Source organism: Pedobacter sp. Leaf216, from assembly GCF_001421515.1.
Lineage (GTDB): Bacteria > Bacteroidota > Bacteroidia > Sphingobacteriales > Sphingobacteriaceae > Pedobacter.
The window spans coordinates 565,869-588,918 of the sequence record NZ_LMKM01000023.1 but is presented as its reverse complement, the minus strand read 5'-3'; the positions used below and the strand labels follow the sequence as shown (position 1 = coordinate 588,918).

General features: G+C 36.3%; 25 protein-coding genes. 13 read left to right on the top strand and 12 right to left on the bottom strand.

Annotated elements, in window-relative coordinates; all coding sequences use genetic code 11:
- Nucleotides 1-21: 21 nt before the first annotated feature.
- Nucleotides 22-1,266, top strand: coding sequence for an ABC transporter permease (locus tag ASE74_RS17765; RefSeq protein WP_082458834.1), 1,245 nt, complete (start codon nt 22-24; stop codon nt 1,264-1,266).
- Between the two features lie 960 nt (nt 1,267-2,226).
- Here the strand turns inward: ASE74_RS17765 and ASE74_RS17760 are convergent.
- Nucleotides 2,227-3,423 (bottom strand): pyridoxal phosphate-dependent aminotransferase, encoded by a 1,197-nt coding sequence (locus ASE74_RS17760; RefSeq protein ID WP_200912321.1) that lies wholly within the window; start codon nt 3,421-3,423, stop codon nt 2,227-2,229.
- A 113-nt stretch (nt 3,424-3,536) separates the two neighbouring features.
- On the opposite strand from ASE74_RS17760, the gene ASE74_RS17755 reads away from it, so the two are divergent.
- The 3 genes from ASE74_RS17755 to bioA are packed head-to-tail and all read left to right on the top strand — an operon-like array spanning nt 3,537 to nt 6,270.
- Nucleotides 3,537-4,523: a cation diffusion facilitator family transporter gene (locus ASE74_RS17755; RefSeq protein ID WP_082458833.1), complete on the top strand. Its 987-nt coding sequence runs from the start codon at nt 3,537-3,539 to the stop codon at nt 4,521-4,523.
- Nucleotides 4,510-4,962 carry an NUDIX domain-containing protein gene (locus ASE74_RS17750; RefSeq protein WP_055911916.1) on the top strand — a complete coding sequence of 151 codons (453 nt, stop codon included), beginning with the start codon at nt 4,510-4,512 and terminating at the stop codon, nt 4,960-4,962. Before ASE74_RS17755 ends, ASE74_RS17750 begins: the two co-directional genes overlap by 14 nt.
- Nucleotides 4,963-4,968: 6 nt before the next feature.
- Entirely contained in the window at nt 4,969-6,270 is a 1,302-nt protein-coding gene (bioA, locus tag ASE74_RS17745) for an adenosylmethionine--8-amino-7-oxononanoate transaminase (RefSeq protein WP_055911914.1), read from the top strand.
- A 756-nt stretch (nt 6,271-7,026) separates the two neighbouring features.
- Here bioA and ASE74_RS17740 read toward each other — a convergent pair.
- The 8 genes from ASE74_RS17740 to ASE74_RS17705 all read right to left on the bottom strand — a co-directional run bounded on the left by ASE74_RS17740 (nt 7,027) and on the right by ASE74_RS17705 (nt 13,537).
- A complete protein-coding gene (locus ASE74_RS17740) occupies nt 7,027-7,443 on the bottom strand; it encodes a VOC family protein (protein ID WP_055911912.1) in 417 nt (138 codons plus the stop codon).
- A 275-nt stretch (nt 7,444-7,718) separates the two neighbouring features.
- Entirely contained in the window at nt 7,719-8,060 is a 342-nt protein-coding gene (locus ASE74_RS17735) for an MmcQ/YjbR family DNA-binding protein (RefSeq protein ID WP_055911910.1), read from the bottom strand.
- A gap of 17 nt (nt 8,061-8,077) precedes the next feature.
- Nucleotides 8,078-9,451 (bottom strand): exonuclease domain-containing protein, encoded by a 1,374-nt coding sequence (locus tag ASE74_RS17730; protein ID WP_055911908.1) that lies wholly within the window; start codon nt 9,449-9,451, stop codon nt 8,078-8,080.
- Between the two features lie 126 nt (nt 9,452-9,577).
- On the bottom strand, nt 9,578-10,207 hold the full coding sequence (locus tag ASE74_RS17725) for a hypothetical protein (RefSeq protein WP_055911906.1): 630 nt from the start codon (nt 10,205-10,207) through the stop codon (nt 9,578-9,580).
- Between the two features lie 10 nt (nt 10,208-10,217).
- Entirely contained in the window at nt 10,218-10,571 is a 354-nt protein-coding gene (locus tag ASE74_RS17720) for a two-component system response regulator (RefSeq protein ID WP_055911904.1), read from the bottom strand.
- Between the two features lie 121 nt (nt 10,572-10,692).
- Nucleotides 10,693-11,451: a LytTR family DNA-binding domain-containing protein gene (locus ASE74_RS17715; RefSeq protein ID WP_055911902.1), complete on the bottom strand. Its 759-nt coding sequence runs from the start codon at nt 11,449-11,451 to the stop codon at nt 10,693-10,695.
- Nucleotides 11,452-11,614: 163 nt separating this feature from the next.
- On the bottom strand, nt 11,615-12,703 hold the full coding sequence (locus ASE74_RS17710; protein ID WP_055911900.1) for a sensor histidine kinase: 1,089 nt from the start codon (nt 12,701-12,703) through the stop codon (nt 11,615-11,617).
- A gap of 93 nt (nt 12,704-12,796) precedes the next feature.
- The gene (locus ASE74_RS17705) at nt 12,797-13,537 is read right to left on the bottom strand and encodes a LytTR family DNA-binding domain-containing protein (RefSeq protein ID WP_055911899.1); all 741 of its coding nucleotides are present in this window, start codon (nt 13,535-13,537) and stop codon (nt 12,797-12,799) included.
- Nucleotides 13,538-13,815: 278 nt separating this feature from the next.
- Between ASE74_RS17705 and ASE74_RS17700 the strand changes: the two genes are divergently transcribed.
- From ASE74_RS17700 to idi, 5 genes are all read left to right on the top strand, one after another.
- Nucleotides 13,816-14,091 (top strand): hypothetical protein, encoded by a 276-nt coding sequence (locus ASE74_RS17700; protein ID WP_055911898.1) that lies wholly within the window; start codon nt 13,816-13,818, stop codon nt 14,089-14,091.
- A 72-nt stretch (nt 14,092-14,163) separates the two neighbouring features.
- Complete coding sequence (locus ASE74_RS17695) at nt 14,164-15,042, top strand: SDR family oxidoreductase (RefSeq protein ID WP_200912320.1); 879 nt, start codon at nt 14,164-14,166, stop codon at nt 15,040-15,042.
- Nucleotides 15,043-15,296: 254 nt separating this feature from the next.
- Entirely contained in the window at nt 15,297-16,181 is an 885-nt protein-coding gene (locus tag ASE74_RS17690) for a MerR family transcriptional regulator (protein ID WP_055911896.1), read from the top strand.
- 4 nt (nt 16,182-16,185) lie between these two features.
- Nucleotides 16,186-17,022 carry a phytoene/squalene synthase family protein gene (locus ASE74_RS17685; RefSeq protein WP_055911891.1) on the top strand — a complete coding sequence of 279 codons (837 nt, stop codon included), beginning with the start codon at nt 16,186-16,188 and terminating at the stop codon, nt 17,020-17,022.
- On the top strand, nt 17,023-17,565 hold the full coding sequence (gene idi / locus ASE74_RS17680) for an isopentenyl-diphosphate Delta-isomerase (protein ID WP_055911888.1): 543 nt from the start codon (nt 17,023-17,025) through the stop codon (nt 17,563-17,565).
- Nucleotides 17,566-17,887: 322 nt separating this feature from the next.
- On the opposite strand, the gene ASE74_RS17675 is transcribed toward idi, so the two are convergent.
- Genes ASE74_RS17675 through ASE74_RS17665 form a run of 3 tightly spaced genes read right to left on the bottom strand, consistent with a single transcriptional unit; the run spans nt 17,888 to nt 19,257 of the window.
- Nucleotides 17,888-18,625 (bottom strand): DNA-formamidopyrimidine glycosylase family protein, encoded by a 738-nt coding sequence (locus ASE74_RS17675; RefSeq protein WP_055911885.1) that lies wholly within the window; start codon nt 18,623-18,625, stop codon nt 17,888-17,890.
- 1 nt (nt 18,626) lies between these two features.
- The gene (locus tag ASE74_RS17670; RefSeq protein ID WP_055911883.1) at nt 18,627-18,830 is read right to left on the bottom strand and encodes a KTSC domain-containing protein; all 204 of its coding nucleotides are present in this window, start codon (nt 18,828-18,830) and stop codon (nt 18,627-18,629) included.
- 46 nt (nt 18,831-18,876) lie between these two features.
- Nucleotides 18,877-19,257, bottom strand: a complete 381-nt coding sequence (locus ASE74_RS17665) for a hypothetical protein (protein WP_055911881.1) — start codon at nt 19,255-19,257, stop codon at nt 18,877-18,879.
- 112 nt (nt 19,258-19,369) lie between these two features.
- On the opposite strand from ASE74_RS17665, the gene ASE74_RS17660 reads away from it, so the two are divergent.
- From ASE74_RS17660 to ASE74_RS17645, 4 genes are all read left to right on the top strand, one after another.
- Nucleotides 19,370-19,558: a hypothetical protein gene (locus ASE74_RS17660; protein ID WP_055911878.1), complete on the top strand. Its 189-nt coding sequence runs from the start codon at nt 19,370-19,372 to the stop codon at nt 19,556-19,558.
- A gap of 293 nt (nt 19,559-19,851) precedes the next feature.
- Nucleotides 19,852-20,643: a HipA family kinase gene (locus ASE74_RS17655; RefSeq protein ID WP_055911876.1), complete on the top strand. Its 792-nt coding sequence runs from the start codon at nt 19,852-19,854 to the stop codon at nt 20,641-20,643.
- Complete coding sequence (locus tag ASE74_RS17650; protein ID WP_055911873.1) at nt 20,621-21,004, top strand: DUF3037 domain-containing protein; 384 nt, start codon at nt 20,621-20,623, stop codon at nt 21,002-21,004. The genes ASE74_RS17655 and ASE74_RS17650 overlap by 23 nt, the downstream gene beginning before the upstream one ends.
- A gap of 87 nt (nt 21,005-21,091) precedes the next feature.
- A complete protein-coding gene (locus tag ASE74_RS17645; RefSeq protein ID WP_055911870.1) occupies nt 21,092-23,005 on the top strand; it encodes an AAA domain-containing protein in 1,914 nt (637 codons plus the stop codon).
- The last annotated feature ends 45 nt before the right edge of the window (nt 23,006-23,050 follow it).

Below are 23,050 nucleotides of genomic sequence, written 5' to 3'. Positions count from 1 at the left end.
CTGTGCATCTAAACCATAATTATGATAATCTTTAGGCTAATAGGCGAGAGTTTCCGTTTTGCATTTGATGCGTTGCGCCAGAATAAACTGCGTACCATGTTATCGCTACTGGCAATAACTATTGGTATTTTTACCATTATCGCTGTATTTTCTGCAGTAGATACTTTTCGTGGTAAATTGCAGGCAAGTGTAGATAAATTAGGTTCTAATACCATCTATGTTCAAAAATGGCCCTGGAGTTTTGGAGACAATTACCCTTGGTGGAAATACATGAACCGCCCTCAGCCCTCATTACGTGATTTTGAAGCACTTAGAGAAAGAATCGAGAATGCACAAGGAGTTACCTTCGAAATATCAACCAATGATAGAACAATTAAATACAGAAGTAGCTCTGTTGAAGGTATTTCGGTTTGGGCAGCATCTCACGATTTTAATAAAACATGGAATTTCGAACTACAAGATGGCCGGTATTTTACCGAAAATGAAAGTAAAAATGGTTCACCAGTTTGTATTTTAGGTTCTGACATTGCCGATGGGCTTTTTGACGGAGATAAAGCTGTTGGAAAGCAGGTTCAGATTTTGGGGCGACGACTAACCGTAGTTGGCGTTTTCAAAAAAGAGGGGGAAGATATGTTGGGTACTTCGCTTGATAAAAATGTTAATATTCCAATTTCATTTGCAAAAGGTGTTTTAGATATTCAAAATGAACGCTACGGTCCGCAGATTACCGTACGGGGTAAAGATAATGTGAGTTTAGAGGAAGTAGAAAGCGAATTGAAAGGTTTAATGCGCTCCATTCACAGAATCAGGCCTGGACAGGAAGAGGATTTTGCACTGAATAAAACAACCATTATTTCTAACCAATTGGATTCGATGTTTAAAATGGTAAATATTGCGGGTTGGGTAATCGGAGGATTCTCTATTTTGGTAGGTGGATTTAGTATTGCCAACATTATGTTTGTATCGGTTAAAGAGCGTACCAATATTATTGGGATTCAAAAATCACTTGGTGCAAAAAACTACTTTATTTTACTTCAGTTTATTTTTGAGTCCATTTCACTTTGTATTTTAGGAGGCCTATTGGGGCTTTTGCTCGTCTTTTTACTCGCACTGGGTATTGGTGCTATAACAGATTTTCATATTATTTTGGGCTTAAATAACATAGCTTTAGGTATTGGCATTTCGATTATTATTGGAACAATATCAGGTTTTTGGCCTGCGTATTCGGCATCGAGATTAGATCCTGTGGAAGCGATTAGAAGTTAGTTTTCAGTTATTAGTTGGCAGTTTTCAGTTATTAGTTTTCAGTTAGCAAACCTTATTAGCATAAACTTTAATAGTACGCTTGATATTTACATTTGTAATGAAAATATGGCGATAAAATCGCCTTTCTCTTTCATCCTCGTTACAAACGAGGACGATGATATCTCGATGATATGGTTACCGGTTGTTAGTTTCAGTTACCGTAGATTATAAACCTTATTGAAGTGTAAAGCCCACAGCGCAGCGAGGACTTGTAACGGAAAGAAGGACTATATTCTCCCATGAAATGCTGCCTTTCGTTTCCAAATCATCAAAAATATTCAGGTTTGGTCGACAAGAGGTCAAACATTAGAAATTATATCCGTTGCAATAAAAGTTAGTTCTCAGTTTTTAGCTGCAGTTCGCACTCGTTATAGCATAAACTTTAAGAGTACGATTGGTTTTGGCGATAAAATCGCCTTTCACTTTCATCCTCGTTACAAACGAGGACGATGATATCTCAATGATATGGTTACCGGTTGTTATTTTCAGTTACCGTAGTTTATAAACCTTATTGAAGTGTAAAGCCCACAGCGCAGCGAGGACTTGTAACGGAAAGAAGGACTAGATTCTCCGATGAAATGCTACCTTTCATTTCCAAATCATCAAAAATATTCGGGTTTGGTCAACAAGAGGGCAAACATTAGAAATTAAATCCGTTGCAATAGAAGTTAGTTTTCAGTTATCAAACCTTGTTATAGCATAAACTTTAATAGTACGCGCAGGATTTACATTTGTAATGAGGATATTGGTTTTTGCGATAAAATCGCCTTTCTCATTCATCCTTGTTACAAACAAAGACGATGATTTGGTACAAATTGAGGGTGACGACTGGTATTGAAAAGTAAATAAAAATCCCCCGCTAAATATAATTAACGGAGGATTTTTTTATAAATTAACTGAAAACCGCTAACGGCGAACCGATTATGATAATTTGCCTAAAGCTTCTTTAATTCTTCTTAATGCTTCTACCAAACTCTCGTCTGATGCTGCATAAGATAAGCGGATATAGTTGTTATTACCGAAAGAATCGCCACCTACTGTTGCTACGTGACCAACATTTAATAAATATAAAGCAAGGTCTGAAGAGTCTTTAATTACATTTCCATCAGCATCTTTTTTACCAAAAAATGAACTGATTTCAGGGAAGAAGTAAAAAGCACCATCAGGAAGGTTTGTTTTTACTCCAGGAATTTCGTTCAGTAGATTGTAAACCAATTCTCTACGACGTAAAAATGCTTCTTTCATTTCCAAAACGCTTGCCAAGCCTTGCTCATAGGCAACAATCCCGGCCCTTTGTGCAATAGAGCATGTTCCTGAAGTAGTTTGTCCTTGTAATTTATCGTTTGCAGCTGCAATTTCTTTGTTTGCAGCAATATAACCTAATCTCCAACCCGTCATTGCGAAAGCTTTAGAAAAACCGTTAACAATAATTACGCGGTCTTTAATGCTGTCGAATTGCGCAATAGATTCATGCTGATCAACAAAGTTGATGTGCTCATAAATCTCGTCAGACAAGATATAGATATCAGGATGTTTTTCAAAAACTGCAACCAATGCTGCCAATTCTTCTTTGCTGTAAACTGAACCAGTTGGATTACATGGAGAAGAAAACATAAAAAGTTTTGATTTCGGTGTAATGGCTGCTTCTAATTGAGCTGGCGTGATTTTGAAATTGCTCTCAATATCAGTATCAATAAAAACAGATTTTCCTTCAGCAAGAGTCACCATTTCAGAGTAAGAAACCCAATAAGGAGTAGGGATAATTACTTCATCTTCAGGATCAATTAGCGTTAAAATAACATTTGATAGGGATTGTTTTGCACCTGTTGAAACCACGATCTGAGAAATATCATAATCAAGGTTGTTTTCTGTTTTTAGCTTATTAACGATTGCCTGGCGCAAATCAGGATAGCCTGGTACCGGCGAGTAACGCGTGTAATTTTCGTCTAATGCTTTTTTAGCAGCATTTTTTACGTGATCAGGTGTATTAAAATCGGGTTCGCCAACACTTAAACTAATGATGTTAATGCCCTTAGACGCTAGTTCGCGGCCAAGTTTGGTCATTTTAAGGGTTGCAGATTCTGATAAACTGTTGATTCTTTTCGATAAGGTGCTCATGGTTAATTACTTTGAGCGCAAATATATAAACCAAATATTATTCTGCACTAAAAAAGAGATAGTTTTTATCATTTAATTTATCCGATAAGCGTATTTTTGAAAAAAATCCTCTTGTGTCGGTAAAAAAGAAGGCCATAATCATTTCTCTGTTGCTGAGTGTTGTATTGATGCTGGCCAAATTTGTTGCTTACTTCATCACAGGTTCAAATGCGATATTGACCGATGCAGCAGAAAGTATTGTAAACGTAATTGCAGGAAGTTTTGCCTTTTACAGTATTTATTTAAGCACACAGCCACGCGATGAAAACCATCCTTATGGACATGGAAAAGTTGAGTTTTTCTCTGCATTTGTAGAAGGAATTCTGATTTTAATAGCTGGTGTGGTTATTATTTTTAAATCTTCATACAACATTATCTATCCACATGCAGTTAGCGAACTACTAACTGGAACGCTGATTATTGGCATTACGGGCTTGATTAATCTTGTTGCTGGCCTTTATCTGATTAATGTAGGTAAAAATGAACATTCTGTTACGCTGCAGGCCGATGGAAAGCATTTATTGACAGATACTTACACGAGTGCAGCAATTGTTGCGGGGTTAATTCTGATCCAACTTACAAATATTATTTGGCTAGATAGCTTACTATCTGTTTTAGTGGGCTTTTACATTGTATATTCTGGTTATAAACTCACCCGTGGCTCTGTGGGAGGTTTGATGGATGAAAGCGATTTAACACTTGTAGAGGAGGTGGTTGAAGTATTGCAAAAAAACAGGCATAATCCCTGGATTGATGTACATAATTTACGTACTCAGCAATACGGACCTGAATTTCATATCGATTGCCATGTAACTTTACCCTATTATTTCAATTTGAACGAAGTACATAAAGAGATTTCCCAAATTGATGAACTGATCAACAAGAATGGTTTCCGTAAGGCCGAACTCTTCATTCACGCTGACCCATGTTTGCCCGAGTGTTGCAATTATTGCCACATGAGTGCCTGTGCAGTTAGGTTTGAAGCTTTTAAAAAAGAAATTGTGTGGACACCAGAAATAGTAATTAAAAATAAAAAACATTTCGAAAATGAGCTACTTTAATGTAAGGGTTTATGGTTTGTTAATTAATACCGATGATGAGGTTTTGATTAGCGACGAAGAAGAATACGGATTCCGTTTCAGTAAATTTCCGGGCGGGGGTTTAGAACTTGGTGAAGGATTAATTGATGGATTAAAGCGTGAATTTGTAGAAGAATGTGATGCAGAAATTGAGGTGTTATCTCATTTTTATACAACGGATTTCTACGAAAAATCTTCATTTAATGATAGTCAGGTAATTAGTGTATATTATTTAGTGAAAGAAAAAGCACCTTTACAGCTGGCATTTAAAGATGTTATTTATGATTTTGATGGCGAGGGCGAAATTCTGCAGGCTTTTAGGTGGGTGAAAATTCAGGATTTAAATATCGAAGACATCACTTTCAAAACCGATAAAACCGTGGCTCAACTTTTAAAAGAACAATATAAAGTCAAATTATAATTATTTATGTCAGATACCTCCGAACTGCAAACTGCAAACGCTCAACCTAATTTAACTGATCGCGATCAAAAAGTAATCTGGCATCCATATACCCAAATGAAAAATGCATTGCCGCATATCCCGATTGTTAGGGGAGAAGGTGTTTATGTTTTTGATGAAAACGGAAAAAAATATATCGATGCGGTTTCATCATGGTGGGTAAATATACATGGTCACTCTCATCCTTATATTGCTCAAAAAGTTGCTGAACAGCTCAATGTATTAGAACATGTTATTTTTGCTGGTTTTACGCACGAACCTGCTGTATTATTGGCCGAAAGGCTTTTACCTATTTTACCGGGAAAGCAGGAAAAGGTTTTTTATACCGATAATGGTTCTACCGCAGTAGAGGTAGCCCTAAAAATGTGTTTGCAATATTGGGATAACAAAGGGAAACCAAAAACTAAAATACTGGCATTTAAAAATGCCTATCATGGCGATACTTTCGGGGCAATGTCGGTTAGTGGGCGGAGTATTTTTACTGATGCTTTTAATAGCTTGTTATTTGATGTAGAATTTATTGATCTTCCGAACGAGGATAACATCTCAGCGCTGACATCGTATATCTCAAATTTAACAGATACTGCTTGTTTCATTTTCGAGCCGCTTATTTTAGGTTCTGGTGGTATGTTGATGTATGAAGCCAAGTATTTAGATCAGCTTTTGGCCGCTTGCAAAAAAGCAGAAATTCTGGCGATCGCCGATGAAGTAATGACAGGTTTCGGGCGGACCGGAACTTATTTTGCCTGCGATAAGTTAGATCATAAACCCGATATCATCTGTTTAAGCAAAGGTTTAACCGGCGGAACCATGCCTTTAGGCGTAACCACCTGCACAAATGAAATTTTTGAAGCTTTTTTAAGTGACGACAAACTGAAAACACTTTATCATGGCCATTCATTTACAGCCAACCCAATTGCTTGCGTTGCATCTTTAGCGAGTTTGGATATTTTATTAAAAAGCGAAACCCTCGAAAATATCAAACGTGTAGAAGCCAAACATGCTGTTTTTCTCCAAGAAATTGAATCACATGTAAAAGTTAAAGCTGTTAGGCAAACTGGAACGATCATCGCAATTGAGTGGGAAACAGGAAATGAAACCTCATATTTAAGTAACCTCCGTAATTTACTGTATTCTTATTTCTTAGACAAAGGAATTATACTGAGGCCACTTGGCAATATTATTTATATTCTTCCTCCATATGTGATCAGTGATGAAGATTTGGATTATATATACGAAGCTATAAAAACAGCTTTGGATGAAGTTTAATTTGTTAATAAACAGGCTTTCAAACTGAATATTAAGGGTGTGGTTTTAACAAGACGCTATTTAGGTTCTTAATAAATCATTTTAACCACAGATGCACACAGATAAACACGGATTTTTAATCCTGTGTGCATCCTTTTCAATTAAAAGGATTAATTTCCTCAGATTATCGTCATTGCGAAAAGGCTTTTTCAGCCGACGAAGCAATCTTACAACGATCGCTATTAGCGTATACTTTGCTCTACTGGTCGATGTTTTACCGACCAATATTATAAAGCGGTCGTTAATGCGAGGTACAAAGTAATCTCAATTGGGAGGCTGAACAAAGTTTCGGTCGGTGAGACACCAACCGATAAGTTTAAATTATCGTCATTGCGAGAAGGCTTTTTCAGCCGACGAAGCAATCTTACAACGATCGCTACTAGCGTATACTTTGCTCTACTGGTCGATGTTTTACCGACCAATATTATAAAGCGGTCGTTATTGCGAGGTACGAAGTAATCCCAATGCGGAGGCTGAACAACTTTTCGGTCGGTGCGGCACCAACCGATAGGTTTGTCCTTAGATTACGCTGAGGTAACAAAAAAGCATTTTTTCCCACAGATAAACACGGATCTTTATCTGTGTCCATCCCTTTAATCTGTGGTTAAACTATAATTAGGCTTTATTAATAACCACAGATGCACACAGATAAACACGGATCTTTATCTGAGTCCATCCATTTAATGTGTGGTTAAATAAACCACTCAACTCATTATTTTAGCCTAATGGCATTTTAGTCATGTCCATATACAAAATGCTCCATCTCTGTCCATCCAGATCAATAAAGCCACAGCCATACATCCATCCATCTTTGTAACCTGGTTCGCCGTATAGCGTACCACCGGCAGCAACTACTTTCTTGGCAAGCTCATCCACCTCTTCCGGACTTTCGGCATCAAAAGAGAATAAAACTTCTGCACCGTCGCGTTGATCAGCAATGCCAGTTCCGGCAAAACCTTCGTATAAAGATTCTTCAAAAAGCATGATGGCTAAATTGCTTTCACCAACTAAAAAACAGGCCGAATCATCGCGTACACCGTACTGCAGGTTAAGCGTAAAGCCCAATTGTGTAAAAAATTCTTTTGATTTACTGATGTTCTTTACTGGAAGATTGATCCAAAGTGATTTTGTCATAAGGTTTTATATTTGTTATAGGTAAAGATAGCAAAGCGATGGGAGAGTTGTACTTGCCAAAAAAGAAAATTTACAGGGCTGTTTGAGACAATCTAAGTTATTTTGATTAGCTTATTTTTCTCCTATTCTTTAAATAGTTAAAGCATTATGGTAATGTTGCGTTATATAATGCATCGTGTTATTAGATTATTTTTTATCACTTCTGGTAAGTAAAGCTATCCCGATATTTTACCATGTAAGGCATTTAAGTGCATTTCAGCTCACGAGGTTAAGAATTATATTTGATTTTTATATTTCTCAGAAAGCTTTTTTGGTGCAACGTTGCAGTATGAAAGGGTGAGCGCATCTATAATCATTTCATCTTTAAGCTCTGTTAGATTAAAAATGGTCCATCCTTGTTTGCCCCAGGCACCCGTAGCTCGCTGTATGCTGATTGGATTAAAATCATAAAAAACCGATTGATCGATTGCCGATAATTTAAATGTGGCTTTATTTTGCTTAACATCTAATGTGGCAAAGATTTTTTTATTTATCTGGAAAGATCGTTTTTCAAAATGCGGCACTTCAATCACTTCTTCAAAAGATAGACAATGGCTTATAAAAGTTTGTGCTTCCATTTTGTTGGATAAGTAGTTTACAGTTTATACAATTTCTGTGGGTGTTGCTCCGCATGATTTAAGATCAAATTCAAAATATAACTGTTAGATTGATAGGTTGCCAAATCATTTTTAACAGGAGCAAGGCCATCGGAAAGGTAATTTTTATCAGTAAAGTACCCCATTCCGTAAAATTTACCATTTTCTACAAGTAAACAGCTAAATTCTTCATCTTTTCTGCCATCATCAACCAATGCAAAGCTGGGTTGTTGTTGTTGAATATCCTGAAGTGCTGCATTTAACTTTTTATTGTAAACAGCTACCGTTTCTATCCCGCTGCAGGCACCGAAACATTGTCCGTTTTCATGGGCGTAACATTTGGTTGCGGTTTTTTGGAGATAGCAAAGTTTGGCGCAAAGCTGGTATTTATCAACCAGTTGATTTAAAAAATTATAGCCTTCCAGTAAACTGTTAAAACTTTGCAGGGCATTGTTATTCTTTTTATGTTTATCAATGGCCAGGCGTAAATAGCCGTTTTGGTCTTCAAAAACGTATAAATCATATTTATGTTCATAACGTTTCATGGCGCGGTTATTTTCGGGCCACAAACGTTTAATCTCGTTGGCCTCCAAAATTAAAGCCATCAGTTCGGTACCGCAAATCACAAAATCTACATGATGTATTGTGCGTAAAAAGTCTTGACGTTGCCTATTTGGAGTGTTTCCTGTAAAATGACTTGTAACTCGTTTTTTAAGGTTTTTTGCTTTGCCCACATATATGATTTTACCTTTACTATCTTTAAAATAGTATACACCGGGTTGGTTTGGCAATCTTAAAATGCAGGCTTTATCCAAATGCGGCGGTAAAACCTGCTCTTTTGAGGTTTTCTTTAGCATTTCGGCAATTACACCATCCAGGTCGTTATCCAATAATAAGTTGAAAAGAATACTTGTTGCATCCGCATCGCCCGCTGCACGGTGCCGGTTTTGTATCGGTATTTGGAGCGCGGTACACAATTTACCTAAGCTGTAAGATGTTTTGCCAGGAATTAATTTTCTGCTCAACCTTACCGTGCAAAGTTTTCTGCATTGTAAATCAAATCCTGAAGCAGCCAAGTGGTGTTTTAAAAAAGAATAATCAAAATTAACATTGTGTGCTACAAATACCTTATCGCTTAATAGTTGGTAAATCTGTAATGCCACATCTTCAAATACAGGTGCATCTTTAAGCATGTCGTCATCAATGCCTGTAAGTGCTGTGATATACGGAGGGATAGATTGCCTTGGATTAATTAGTGTAGTAAATGATTCTACGATTTGATTGCCATCGTGAATATTAATGGCAACTTCGGTAATGCCATTTGCTGAGGCATGACCACCAGTGGTTTCTATATCTACAACTGCGTATAACATTAAATCAATTTGAAATACAAATCTATGCTAAAATAATTAGTATAAAAATAATTTTGATTATTTCTTTAGCACAAAAAAAGCGATTACATATTTAACGTAACCGCTCGCGCATTTTGTATGCAAATATTATTTAAGTTTATTTAAAAGTTTACTCAGGTTAGGTTTAATTCCGATATTGATTGGAACGGTATTGAAAGCCCTGTTCTGGATTTTGCTGAAACCGTACATGTAGCTGGCTTCCACAAATAAGTTGGCACCTCCAATATTATACTCTATACCTCCGCCGCCTTCGGCAATGCCTAAACTGTTTGATTTATTATCTTGAGTAACCTGTAAAGTTGTACTGTTTACGGCAGCTTGTGGAGTAAGGATAAATCCGCCTCCTGCACCTGCAAAACCATAAAAGGCCCATTTGTTTACAATTTTACGATAGCCCAATGCAACATTTAATAAGTAAGTGGTAGCCCGTCCTTTTTGAAGGGTGTAGGTGTAACCTTCATCTGGCGTAATTTGGTTAAAGGTAAAGGCATGCAAGCTAACTTTAGGGTATAAAAATAAACCACCATCGCCTAAACCCAGGTTTAAACCTAAAGAAGTAGAAAATTTTGGCTTAAAGTAATCTGAAGTTTCACCTACAGGGAATGCAAATCCAATTCCACTCATTGAGTAAAGTTTATCTGGTCTGCCTTGTGCATTTGCTTTGAATGATATTGCTGCGTACAGTAATACAATTGGTGTTAGTAATTTTAATTTCATATCTGATATTTTAATTTTCTGTTAAAGCATTTACTTTATTTAATAAATCGACCATGTTAAATGGTTTTTCCAGGTAATCATTGGGATGGTACTTTTGGGAGGTGATATAGTTTTCATCATATCTGGCTGAAGCTAAAATAACAGGTATATTTTCTGTATCAGGATTTAGCCTCAACTCTTTAAAAACAGCACGTCCATCCATTCCATTCAACATAATATCTAGAATAATCAGATCAGGATTAAAATCTTTAATGGTTTTAAATATGTATCTCGGTGATAATAAAGGGAAAACTTTATAATTTTCAGTTTCCAGCACTTCTTGAAAAACCTCTAATACATCGGGATCATCATCTACAACCAACACTCTTTTCAAAACGGATAATCATTTAGTAATAAAATAGACTATCCTAATACAAAAAATTAACGTTAATGTTTTAAAGGAGATAAAAAAGCCTAAAACCGTAGGTGTTGGATGGTAAATTCGTTTATTGTATAGCCCCGGGTTTGGGCCTGTCGGTTAGCAGATTATTTTTAATAAAGATTTCAAAACGCTCTTTATAAGCCTCAGAAACCGTATAAGCGGTTTCGCAGGAAAGTAAAATGTTATCTCCTAAAACACTTTTTATGTGTTGTTTGGAAATGATCACATTATCGCTGATTTGAATAAATGCTTCATGCTTTTTAAACATGTTAAGCAGTTTAATAAAATTCGATTTAGAACTTAAAAAGGTATTTTTGGTCGTTTTAAATTTAATATCCACTTCAAAATCCTCAACAGCAATTAATTCATTTAAGTCTATCCTTACTAAATCGCCGTTTTCTTCCTGTAAAGGGATATAAAAGAAATGTTCATCAAAAACTGAAAAAAGATTTGGTGTATTTTTTCCTGTAGGATATAAATTGTTTATCGTTTTAGCAAAATGTAATATAGAATATGGTTTAAGCAGGTAAGCATCAGCATCAACCTTAAAGGCATCAATGGCATACCGGGGGTGTGCTGTGGTAAAAACCAGGTGTTTTGTTTTTTGTCTCAATAAACCGGCAAGTTCGATACCTGAGATTGATGGCATCTCTACATCCATAAAAATGATGTCGACAGGGTTGGAAACAGATATTTCAGCTAATGCCTGGAGCGGTTCGGTAAAAAATTGAACAAGTTTTAAGTCTGGCAACTTATCCATATATGCGATTAAACTTTCCAGCGCATGCGGATCATCATCGATAGCGATGCAACTTATTGACATTTTTATAGGTTTAGTTAATGCAAATTACTATTTCGGCCTATAAAAAGAAAAAAAAACAAGTTCGAAACGGATTTTTGTATTTTCGGCAAGGAAAATTATCTTTTTATTTAAAATTCGATGAAGAATTTAATATTTTGAAAGAAAGATGTTAAAATTATTTGTTTTATGAGAGCTTAATTGTTAATAAAACTTTAAAGTAATGCTCCGTATTACTAAAATATTTAAACGTTGCATTGCTTCCATAGGTGTATTCTAAACGTTTTCTGATATTTTCCATCCCTGCATTTAAACCTGAAGTATTTTTTAAGGTTTTAATAAGGTTAGCTGTTTCTATAATCAGTTCTCCCTGATCTACTTTCAATGAAATTTCTGCCGGGTGCGATTCTTTAAGCAACTCGCCATGTTTAAACATATTCTCAACCAAGGTAATCAGTACCATAGGGATAATTTTTATACCGCGGATTTCATTCTCATACCAAAATCGAAGCTGTACACCATGATCTTTGCGGAGCTGGTGTAGATTGATTAAATTTTCTACCTGATTAATTTCCTCATCCAATAAAATAAATTCCCTGTCTTTGTTGCTGTCTACAGAATAACGCATCATTTCGGAAAGTGAATGGATGGCTTCTGCAGCCGTTGGAGAAGATTCTCTTGCGTTTTGATAGATAAAATCTAACGTATTAAACAGTAAATGAGGCTGGATCTGTGCTTTTAAAAACGCATTTTCCGATCTGGCAATTTGTATCAGGTTGTTTAAGCGCTGTTTTTCTAATTCTTCGGTTTTTTTTCTTTCGTTGATGTATCGCATTAAAAAATAATAACCTGTAGAAAAGCACATGAAGTAAATACAGCGGTAAAGCGATGGTGTAAAATACTGTAAATCAAGGGTAATCTTTCTTGTTCCGGTGTAATTAGTGTGGTGGATAATGGTATAATCAAGGATGATGGTTAAAATTAAATATCCTATAATTTCCAAAACAAGGAGCAAAGGAAGTTTCCAGGCCGTTTGCTTTGGCTTTTGTAAACCTATTGAAAGCACAACATGTGCATGTACATAAAAAGTAATAATATTGAGCGAATAATAAAGGATATAGGAAGCAAGCTGACCAAATTTTCCATTTATTAAACCAACAATGATGGATTCGTAAAAAATAAAGATGATCCAAATGATGATGTGAAGTTTTTTGCTGGCAATCCATTCCAGGATGCTGCGTTTTTTTTGATGCTCTTTTTCGATAATACGACTCATTTGGCTAGTAAATAGGGGAACGGCTATAAAATATGGTTAACAAAAAAACATATGTTTTAATGTTCTGATAACGAAAATACTAAAAATTTAGTTTTAAGAACGATTTGTTTTAATCGTTTTTTCTTTAATGTACTCCTGTATGCTCTCACGATAGCTATTGCCAATATTTATGGTGAGGTTATTAATCATTTTTAAGCTATTGCCTTCTACCTTTTCAATGTAATTTTTAGCAACAATGAATGAGCGGTGAGCCTGTGCAAAATTATGGTAGTCTTTTAATATTATTTTAATTTCAGATAATGCGATGTAAGAAACAATGGTTTCGTTTAAAGTAAATATGCGTACGTAATTCTGCAGACTTTCTATTGCAACAATATCTGTATACCTTACTTTAATTAAGTTGTTTTTTTCGCTTTTATTCCTCACAAAAAAATAATCATCTTCTGGCTTAATGCTTACGCTTTGCGTGCCCGGGTTATGTGGAAAAAGTCTGTTAATGGTTTCGGCCAGGCGGGCAAATGTGTAAGGTTTTAGCAGATAGGCACTTGCATACATCTCAAAAGCTTCGTAAGCGTATTTGGAGTGCGATGTGGTAAATATGAGTTTATCTGTTTTATGCCTGATTGCCTTTGATAATTCAATGCCCGAAATCATTGGCATATCTACATCCATAAAAACAATATCAACCGCATTTCCAGCTGTAATCTCATTAAGTGCCAGTATCGGATCGGTATAAGATTTGATTAGCTGGATGTTTGAGAGGTTGTTAATATAAGATTTTATACCGTTTACGGCATGGATATCGTCGTCAATTACGATACATTTTAATTTCATTAGGTGTGATGTTAAGATTCACGAAATTATGGCTTGCATTTTAAATAATGAAATTAAATTCCGCTTTGTATTGATTTTTAGTTGCATTGGTAAAGAATATGATACAAATATGATTTGTATGCTAAATAACTGCATCAGCGACACTTAGGTATATCTTCGACAAAAAATGAACAAAACAAACTGATTTAAACGCTTGTATTACAATATATTGCATTTTGATTCGTAATTATTAATACCTACATTGAATAACCTTTAAATCATACCTAAACCAGTGTCCCATGAAAAATATTGCCCGAACCACCAATAGATTGAATGTTTCCATCACAAAAAAAGTAATTGAATTACAAGAGCGGGGTTACGACTGCGACTTTCTTTTGTTGGCCAATGGAAACTTGTTGTGCATGCAAACCAATTTTAATTATCCATTAAATACAGTAGCCATTAAACAGATGGAACATGGATACGATTTTTTTAGCCATTCGTATAAACACGTGCATACCATCGAAACCGGTAATGGCGAAAAAGGGGTGCTATTAACCGAAAAAGCTTTTTAACGGGTTTTCGTTTTCTTACAATTTTATTCCTATGCAAGGGTTGAAATTTGTGGTGTAATTAAATATAAAAACATGACAGATTTAATAAACCCTTCTATACTGATCACCGGAGCAACGGGAAGTGTAGGTTTGGAATTGGCAAAACAATTGGCAGCTAAAGAAATTCCTTTCAGTGCCTTGGTAAGGTCGTTAGATAAAGCAGAAGCTCTAAAACATTTAAAAGGTGTGAAGCTGATAGTTGGCGATTTTAACGATCAGCAAAGCATTTTAAACGCCTTAAAAGGAATAGAAAATGTTTTTTTGTTAAGTAACTCGTCTGATGAAGCCGAGCATTTACAATGCAATTTTGTAGATGCAGCTGTTAAAAGTGGTGTAAAACATATAGTTAAGCTATCACAGTTTGCGGCAGAATTAAATTCTCCTGTGCGCTTTCTTCGCTACCATGCGGTTGTAGAAGAGAAGATAAAAAGTACTGGTTTGCAATACAGTTTTTTAAGGCCCAATTTGTTTATGCAGGGATTACTTGGCTTTGCCGATGCCATAAAATACCAGCAGCAATTTTTTGCCACAGCCGGCGATGCAAAAATTAGTTTGGTTGATGTTCGGGATATTGCCGCTATTGCAGTTGAAAGATTGATTACGCGCAACAAGGAGAGTGAAATTTTTAATATTACCGGACCTGAAGCCATTAGTCATAATAAAATAGCAGAAGTGCTTTCAAAAGTACTGCAAAAACAAATTAATTATGTTAATGTTGCTGATCAGGAGATGTTATCGGCCTTACTTCATTTTGGTTTTCCCGAATGGCAGGCCGAAGGTTTAATAGAAGATTATGCACATTATGCACGCGGTGAAGCGGCTATTGTAACCGACACAGTTAAGGATGTTACCGGTAAATTGCCAAGAAAGTTCTCCGAATTTGTTGAAGATTATAAATCATATTTCGAATAATTTTTTTTAGTAATGGCAGATTTATTTGTCGATATATAGCTATGCCATTGTTTAAAGGCTATTTAAGTTAACTACGTAATTTTAAAGCGATAGCAACTAGCCTTCGCTTTAAAATTGCTTTAAGCCTGGCAATAACGGTCTCCATAACACATCATTATTAGACAAAATCTGGCAAAACATTTAGGTGCACTTGTTGAAAAAACTTTCCAGTATTCTTTTTGTTTATATTTTATTGAATATATTTAAACAAAATAATGAATTATTCCATTTCAGATCTTGAACAGCTTTCGGGCATTCATTCTCATACCATCAGGATCTGGGAGCAACGTTATAATGCCTTAACGCCTTCACGATCGGAGGGCAATACCCGCTTATATGATGATAAACAGCTTAAAAAACTGTTAAATATCGCTAGTTTAAATAAAAGCGGTTTAAAAATTTCTAAAATCTGTAGTCTTTCCGAGCAGGATGTTGACCAACTTTTAAACGAACATTTTTCTTACCCGTCGGATGATGAGCATCTGGAATATTATATTTCCCAACTCATCAGTCATGGCTTAGCTTTTGATGAATTATCTTTTAATCGTTTACTTGATGATGGGATAGCCCAATTCGGACTCTCTGATTGTTACCGCAAAATAATTTATCCTTTACTGGTAAGGTTGGGATTGATGTGGCGCAAAGACGATATTTGCCCTGCACACGAACATTTTTTATCGAACATCATCCGGCAGAAAATATTTACCCACATTAATAATCTCCCACTGGCAAAATCGTCGAGTGGTACCTGGCTTCTTTTTTTACCTGAGGATGAAGACCACGATATCGGGTTACTTTTTGCAAATTATATGCTTAAAATGCACCATCATCAGGTTATTTTTTTAGGAAGTAAAGTTCCTTTAGATTCAATTGAAAAAGTATTCTCAACATTAAATGTGGATCATGTTTTACTTTTTATGGTAAAATCCAGATCAGAAACCACATCACAAAAATATATAGATCAATTATCATCCCTATGCTCATCCGCTAAAATTCATCTCGCCGGAAACGGCCAGGTAATCGGTAAATTAAAAAATATCGGTCACATCAATTGGTTTAAAACCCTTGATGAATTTGAAAAATTACTCCAATATCCCTAGTTACATGAAAGAAATCTTTGATCAATTATCGGCCGATTGTAGCAGGCTAACCACCAAAAAGTATAGCACAAGTTTTTCGCTGGGTATTTATTTTTTGGGTAAAGAACTGCGTTTGCCCATTCATGCTATTTATGGCTTTGTACGGTTGGCAGACGAAATTGTGGATAGTTTTCATCACTTTGATAAGAAATTTTTACTTGATAAATTTAAGCATGATACTTTTGAAGCCATCGATCTGGGCATCAGTTTAAATCCAATCCTTAACTCTTTTCAACGCACTATCAATCAATATCAGGTTGATCATGAGTTAATTAATTGCTTTTTTAAAAGTATGGAAATGGATCTCTCTGACCAGCAATACACGCCCGAACTGTACAACGAATACATTTTAGGCTCGGCAGAGGTGGTGGGCTTAATGTGCTTAAAGGTGTTTGCAAATGGCGACCCGGCAGAATATGAACGGTTAAAGCCTTATGCAATGAAACTCGGTTCGGCCTTTCAAAAGGTAAATTTTCTTCGTGATGTTAAAGCCGACCACCAGGGGTTAAACCGCACTTACTTTCCAAATGTAAATTTAGCTGTATTCTGCGATCGCCAAAAAAAGGAAATTGAAGATGAGATTGAGCAAGAATTTGCTTATGCCTTAAAAGGAATTAAAATGTTGCCTGCGGCCTCTAAAAACGGCGTATACTTATCTTACGTATACTATAGAAAATTATTTGTTAAAATAAAGCGGTTAAGTGCCGAAAAAATTATGACGGAAAGGATCAGGATTTCCAACACTCGAAAGGTTGGTTTAATGTTCGATTCGCTTATCCGAAATAAGTTAAATGCAATTTAAATGGAAGAACAAGTTATTCTTGTAAATGAGGAAGATGTGCCCAAAGGACAGATGGACAAATTGGAAGCGCATCAAAAGGGTTTATTGCACAGGGCCTTTTCAGTTTTTATTTTTAACAGCAACCGCGAGTTGCTATTGCAGCAAAGGGCCCTAAGTAAATACCATTCGGGTGGTTTATGGACCAACACCTGCTGCAGTCACCCCCGGATTGGCGAAAGCAATTTACAAGCCGCTAAAAGAAGATTAAAAGAGGAGATGGGGATGGACTGTGATATCAGTTACCTTTTTAAATTTACTTACCGTGCCGAATTTGCAGATGGTTTAACTGAGCATGAGGTAGACCATGTTTTTTTTGGGTTGAGCAATGATTTGCCCGTTATTAACCCTGATGAAGTGGAAACCTTTAAATATATGGATTTAGAAGCTTTGGCTAAGGATATCGAACATAATCCTGAAGCGTATACACCGTGGCTGAGAATCTGTTTAAATGAGGTTGTGAAGCATGCCTCAACTGCTAAAACAAAAAACGGGCATACAACCTAAGTCGTATACCCGTATCTAAATTAACGCTCTCGAGGACAAATATAGGACTAGTTTACAAAATTCCTAAAAGATTAACATTTCTTTTACTTTAAGATTATAGTTGGTTGTTTGGGTTTTTGTTAATAAAGAGAATAAGCTATTAATTTTTAGCGGTTTATGTATTTCACTTAAGAATTGGAATAATAAAATAATTTTCAGTAAATCCAATTTTCATTCCTTATCTGCAAATATTTTTAAGCCCGATGCTGAGTGGTTTGAGAATTACAAGACGTTATTTGAGAAAACATAACTAACATATTAACTACTGCAGCAGCCTCATTTATCAGTTGTATAATTTTTGGCATTTGGTGCAGTAATAAGTTTGCCTATGGGTTTTGCCCAATTCTTTTTTATCAATCACATGCTTAAGCGGACATTCTTTCTGGTTATACGCCTCCCAGTGTTTACTTAAGGTGTTTTCTTTTTTCCACTTCAAGAAATCGAAACTGTAATTTCTGGCTTCATTAACAAGGGCTTTTAGTTTTGCAGGTGTTAAGTTGGCAATTTTAGTTAAAGGATGGATTCGGGTACGGTATAAAACTTCATTTTTAATAATATTACCCACTCCACTAAAAATTTGTTGATCCAGTAAAACATCACAAACCAGGGCTTCGGGCATATTTTTTAATTTTTTAATGGCTGCAATGCAGTTCCATTCATCGGCCATAACATCATTTTCCCAATTGTAATGTTGGTTAACGTTTCCTTCTAATAGATCTACTTTGCAGGTATAAAAGTTAAGTTCATCTTTTTTAAAAATAAGTCCTAGCTTAAGTGGTATTTTCTTACTTTGATTAATTAAATAGCTTCCAAAAAGCATGAAATGGATGCGGACGGTAAAATCATCAAAACAGATCAGGAAATGCTTGCCCCAGCTCTTAAAGCTTTGGATCTTTTTGTGTAGAAGCCTGTCTTTGTCGAAATTTTTTGCATTGCCCGCTACCTCCAGTACTTCTGGCTTGCTCAAATGTAGCTCTTCAATTAATTCTCTTAATATGATAATAGATGGGCCTTCGGGCATGTTATTCGTTTTCTAATTTCTGAAATTTATATTTATCTTTTATGTAGCTGTTAAAATAGCGCCCTTTTGATCCGGAGGCTTTTAACATCTTATAAATCTTTTCGGGAACATTTTTATACAGGTATACCATATCGGTAACGAAAACTACCTTTAGTAATCTTTTAGCTGAATCATAACTGAAATGTTTAATTACCGATGATGGCATAACCTTTAAGTTTATGCGTTAAAAACAGCTCCTGTTAAGAATGGTTTTAATCGTTATTCAGCTCCGACTCTTCTTTTGCAACTTTAATTTTTTCCTTTTTAAGGTCAATCCTAATGATATTATATAAGCTCATGTAAACATTGGCAATCCATATGATGGAAAAGAAAGAAATAATATAACCACGCCAATCGGGGTAAATTAATGTGAATTTGGTAATGATCAGCAAAAGTGCGGTAACGTAATGACTGAAACAGTACTCGCAGGTAAAAACATAAAAAAACTTACGTTTAACCAGTTTGTTGCAGTTTTTTGACCGGTCTACACAAAATTCGCGTGCCTCTCTGAATATTTCTTCTTTTGTAACCGTCCACGCAATGCAGGCTACCGGTAATGCCATAACGAAGAGGTAATAGATATGTAGTTCCATTGATTTAATTGCTGTATATGTACAAACCTTAAACCCTTTAAAATGTTTAGTTAAGCAATAAACATTTTAAGTATATTTATGTTAGTTTAAATAAACCTAATCACTTATTGTTATGGAAAGATCAGAAATTATATCTCTATTAGAGGTTATTAATCAACAGGTTAGTTCTTCGGTTTTAGGTGGGATGGAAGATGAGTATGAGGAATTAGAAAGTATGGGATTAATCACAATCAACCGCGAATCGGTACAATGGTCGTCGGCAATGACGCCTGCCGGAAATGCATATTTAGGGCACGACTAGGCGATTTTAAATAGAATAGGGTTTTTTATTATCCTCGTCATTGCTGAGGAGGAACCCCGAAGCAATCTCTAATGCTGGTAATTCTTGCTAGAAAGATTGCTTCGTCAGCTGAAAAAGCCTTCTCGCAATGGACTGATTTATTTATGCTTTTTCAGAAGCTGATAAACATCTACCTACATAATTCCATCACATGCTTTACGACTAAACTTTGACGGTTTTATTGTCGGAATTCTGCTAAATTTGCTGCAAGTTTAGAATTGTGCCCAATGTAAACGGCGATTCTAATTGCAAATATGAACGATTTACAACTCAGAACAGTAAATGTAACCCGGTATGTTACGCCTTTGCGTGAGGGTGGCTCTATGCCAGCTATTGCAGAGGCCGATGATAATTTTTTATATGTACTTAAATTTAGGGGAGCAGGCCAGGGTACAAGGGCTTTAATTGCCGAGTTAATTGGTGGTGAAATTGCCCGCTTACTTGGTTTACGGGTACCAGAATTGGTTTTCGCCAACTTAGATGAAGCTTTTGGACGAACCGAACCGGATGAAGAAATTCAGGATTTACTAAAAGCGAGTGTTGGCCTTAATCTGGCATTACATTATTTATCAGGAGCAATTACTTTCGATCCAACGGTTACCACTGTTGATGCTACACTTGCCTCGCAGATTGTTTGGTTAGATTGCTTTTTAACCAATATGGACCGCACCTGCCGAAATACCAATATGCTGGTTTGGCATAAAGAACTTTGGTTAATTGATCATGGAGCAGCGCTATATTTCCATCATTCATGGCAAAACTGGAAAGAACAGGCCGTTAAACCTTTCTTTTTGGTTAAAGATCATGTACTGCTGCCCTGGGCCACCGAATTGGAAAGCGTACACGAAGCGTTTACTAAAATGCTAACCGCAGAGAAAATTGAGGCCGTAATTAAATTAATTCCTGATGACTGGTTGGAAGGCGAAACAAATTTCGAAACCAAAGATGAACATCGAAAAGCCTATACCTATTTTTTAACAGAGCGGTTATCACATTCGGATATATTTTTAAAAGAAGCGCAGCATGCAAGGGAAATTCTTATTTGAGTATGCTGTAATCCGCGTGATGCCGAGGGTAGAACGCGAGGAATTTATAAATGTGGGTATAATTTTATTTTGTGCTAAGCAGAAGTTTCTAAAAAGTGTTTTTGTTTTGGATGAAGCCAGGGTAAAAGCATTTTCTGCTGCTGTTGATTTAGTGGAACTGAAAGAAAATCTAGCTGCATTCGAAAGGATCAGTACTGCTGCAAAGGGATCTGGGCCTATCGGTCAATACGATCAGGCTTCGCGGTTCAGATGGCTCACCGCAACCCGAAGTACTGTTGTACAATGCTCAAAAGTGCATCCCGGTTTTTGCGATGATGCTGAAACAACCATGTTGCGGTTACACCAGGAGCTGGTTCTTTAATCATTTTCAACAACAATTAACCAGTTTATACCATTAAACAGTTAATCAATTTACCTTTTACCAAAATAACAATAAACCCCTTATTCCTTGCCTAAAGAATATTTTAAAAAACTTCAGGATTTGCTCAACATAGAGCGTGAAGAAGACCTGCAATCGTACTTAAAACTTACTGAAAATACTTCAGCCGCAGATCGCAGAGCTTTAGGTTTAACCTGGTACCCGATAGCGATCAGAAATACGGAAATTGGCCGGGGCGATTACTTAACGGTAGAGTTGGAGCGAACAACCCATCAGGATTTTTCTCATCAGTTTCGTTTTGGTTCTGCCGTTGTGCTATTTTCCAATCACGATGCAAAAGAAGACCGTGTTGAGGGGATTATAACCCATCAAAGTGCGAGCAGGATGAAAATCAACTTTAGGGTAGATGAATTACCTGATTGGACAAAGGATGGAAAGCTTGGTGTTGATTTACTTTTTGATAATAACAGTTACGATGAGATGCAAAATGCACTTAAACAGGCAACGCATTTGGCAGAAAATGATTCGGAGAATAAATTAATCAAAATATTGACGAAGGGTGAAAAACCATCTTTTCAAGGAGAAGAAAAGTTTATCATCCCAAATACTTTAAATGATTCGCAGCAATTGGCGGTTAACAAAATTATTGCTGCAGATCATTTAGCAGTGGTGCATGGTCCGCCCGGAACCGGAAAAACCACTACGCTTGTTCATGCCATAAAATCGTTGGCAAAACACAGTAATCAGAAAATACTGGTGGTGGCACCGAGCAATACGGCTGTTGATTTATTGACTGAAAAACTGGCTTTAGCAGGTTTAAATGTGATAAGAGTGGGTAATCCTGCCAGGGTTTCGGAAAAGTTACTGGCTGCCACGCTCGATCATCAAATGGCCGATCATCCGGAAATGAAAACCATTAAAGCCCTTAAAAAACAGGCCAATGAATATAAAAATATGGCCCATAAGTACAAAAGGAGTTTTGGCAGGGCGGAACGGGAACAACGTAAAGCCCTTTTTGATGAAGCACACAAAATTGGAAAAGAAGTAGAAAAAACCGAACAGTACATCATGGATAATCTGTTTACAAAAGCGCAGATTATTACGGCAACATTGGTTGGCGCAAACCATTATACTGTTCGGAATTTGAAATACAATACCATTGTAATTGATGAGGCCGGCCAGGCTTTGGAACCTGCCTGCTGGATTCCTATTTTAAAAGCACAAAAAGTAGTATTGGCTGGTGATCATTTTCAACTTTCGCCAACCATTAAATCAAACGAGGCCGCTAAAAATGGATTAAGTAATACTTTACTGGAAAAAATTGTAAAGCTTCATCCAGAATCGGTGGTTTTACTTGAGGAGCAATATCGGATGAATACCAATATTATGGGTTATTCCTCATCAGTATTTTACAATAACGCATTAAGAGCGCACCATTCGGTTGCAGATCGTGTTTTGTTTCCCGGCGAAAAAGCCATTCAGTTTATTGATACCGCCGGTTGCAGTTACGATGAAAAATTAGATGGTACAAGTACCACCAACTCTGATGAAGCCGCATTTTTAGTTAAGCATTTAACACATTTAGCAGAACGTTTAATCAGTGATCCACTACAAACCGGTTTTCCTTCGATCGCCATTATTTCGCCATACAAACAGCAGGTGCAGATTTTGAATGCTTTGGTACAGGAAAGTGAAATTTTGAATCCATACCTGAATCAGATTTCGGTAAATACAATCGATAGTTTTCAGGGGCAGGAGCGCGATGTGGTTTACATCAGTTTAACCAGGAGTAATGCGGAGGGCAGCATCGGCTTTTTATCAGATACACGGAGAATGAATGTTGCGATGACGAGGGCAAGGAAAAAGTTAGTGGTAATTGGCGACAGTTCTACCTTGTCGAAATCTAAATTTTATGCAGGGTTTATCGAGTACACCGAAAACCTTAATGCTTACCACAGTGCCTGGGAATTTATGGATTTATAATTAAACACTATTTGCAGCATCCTACAGTGCAAATTTTTAATAGCA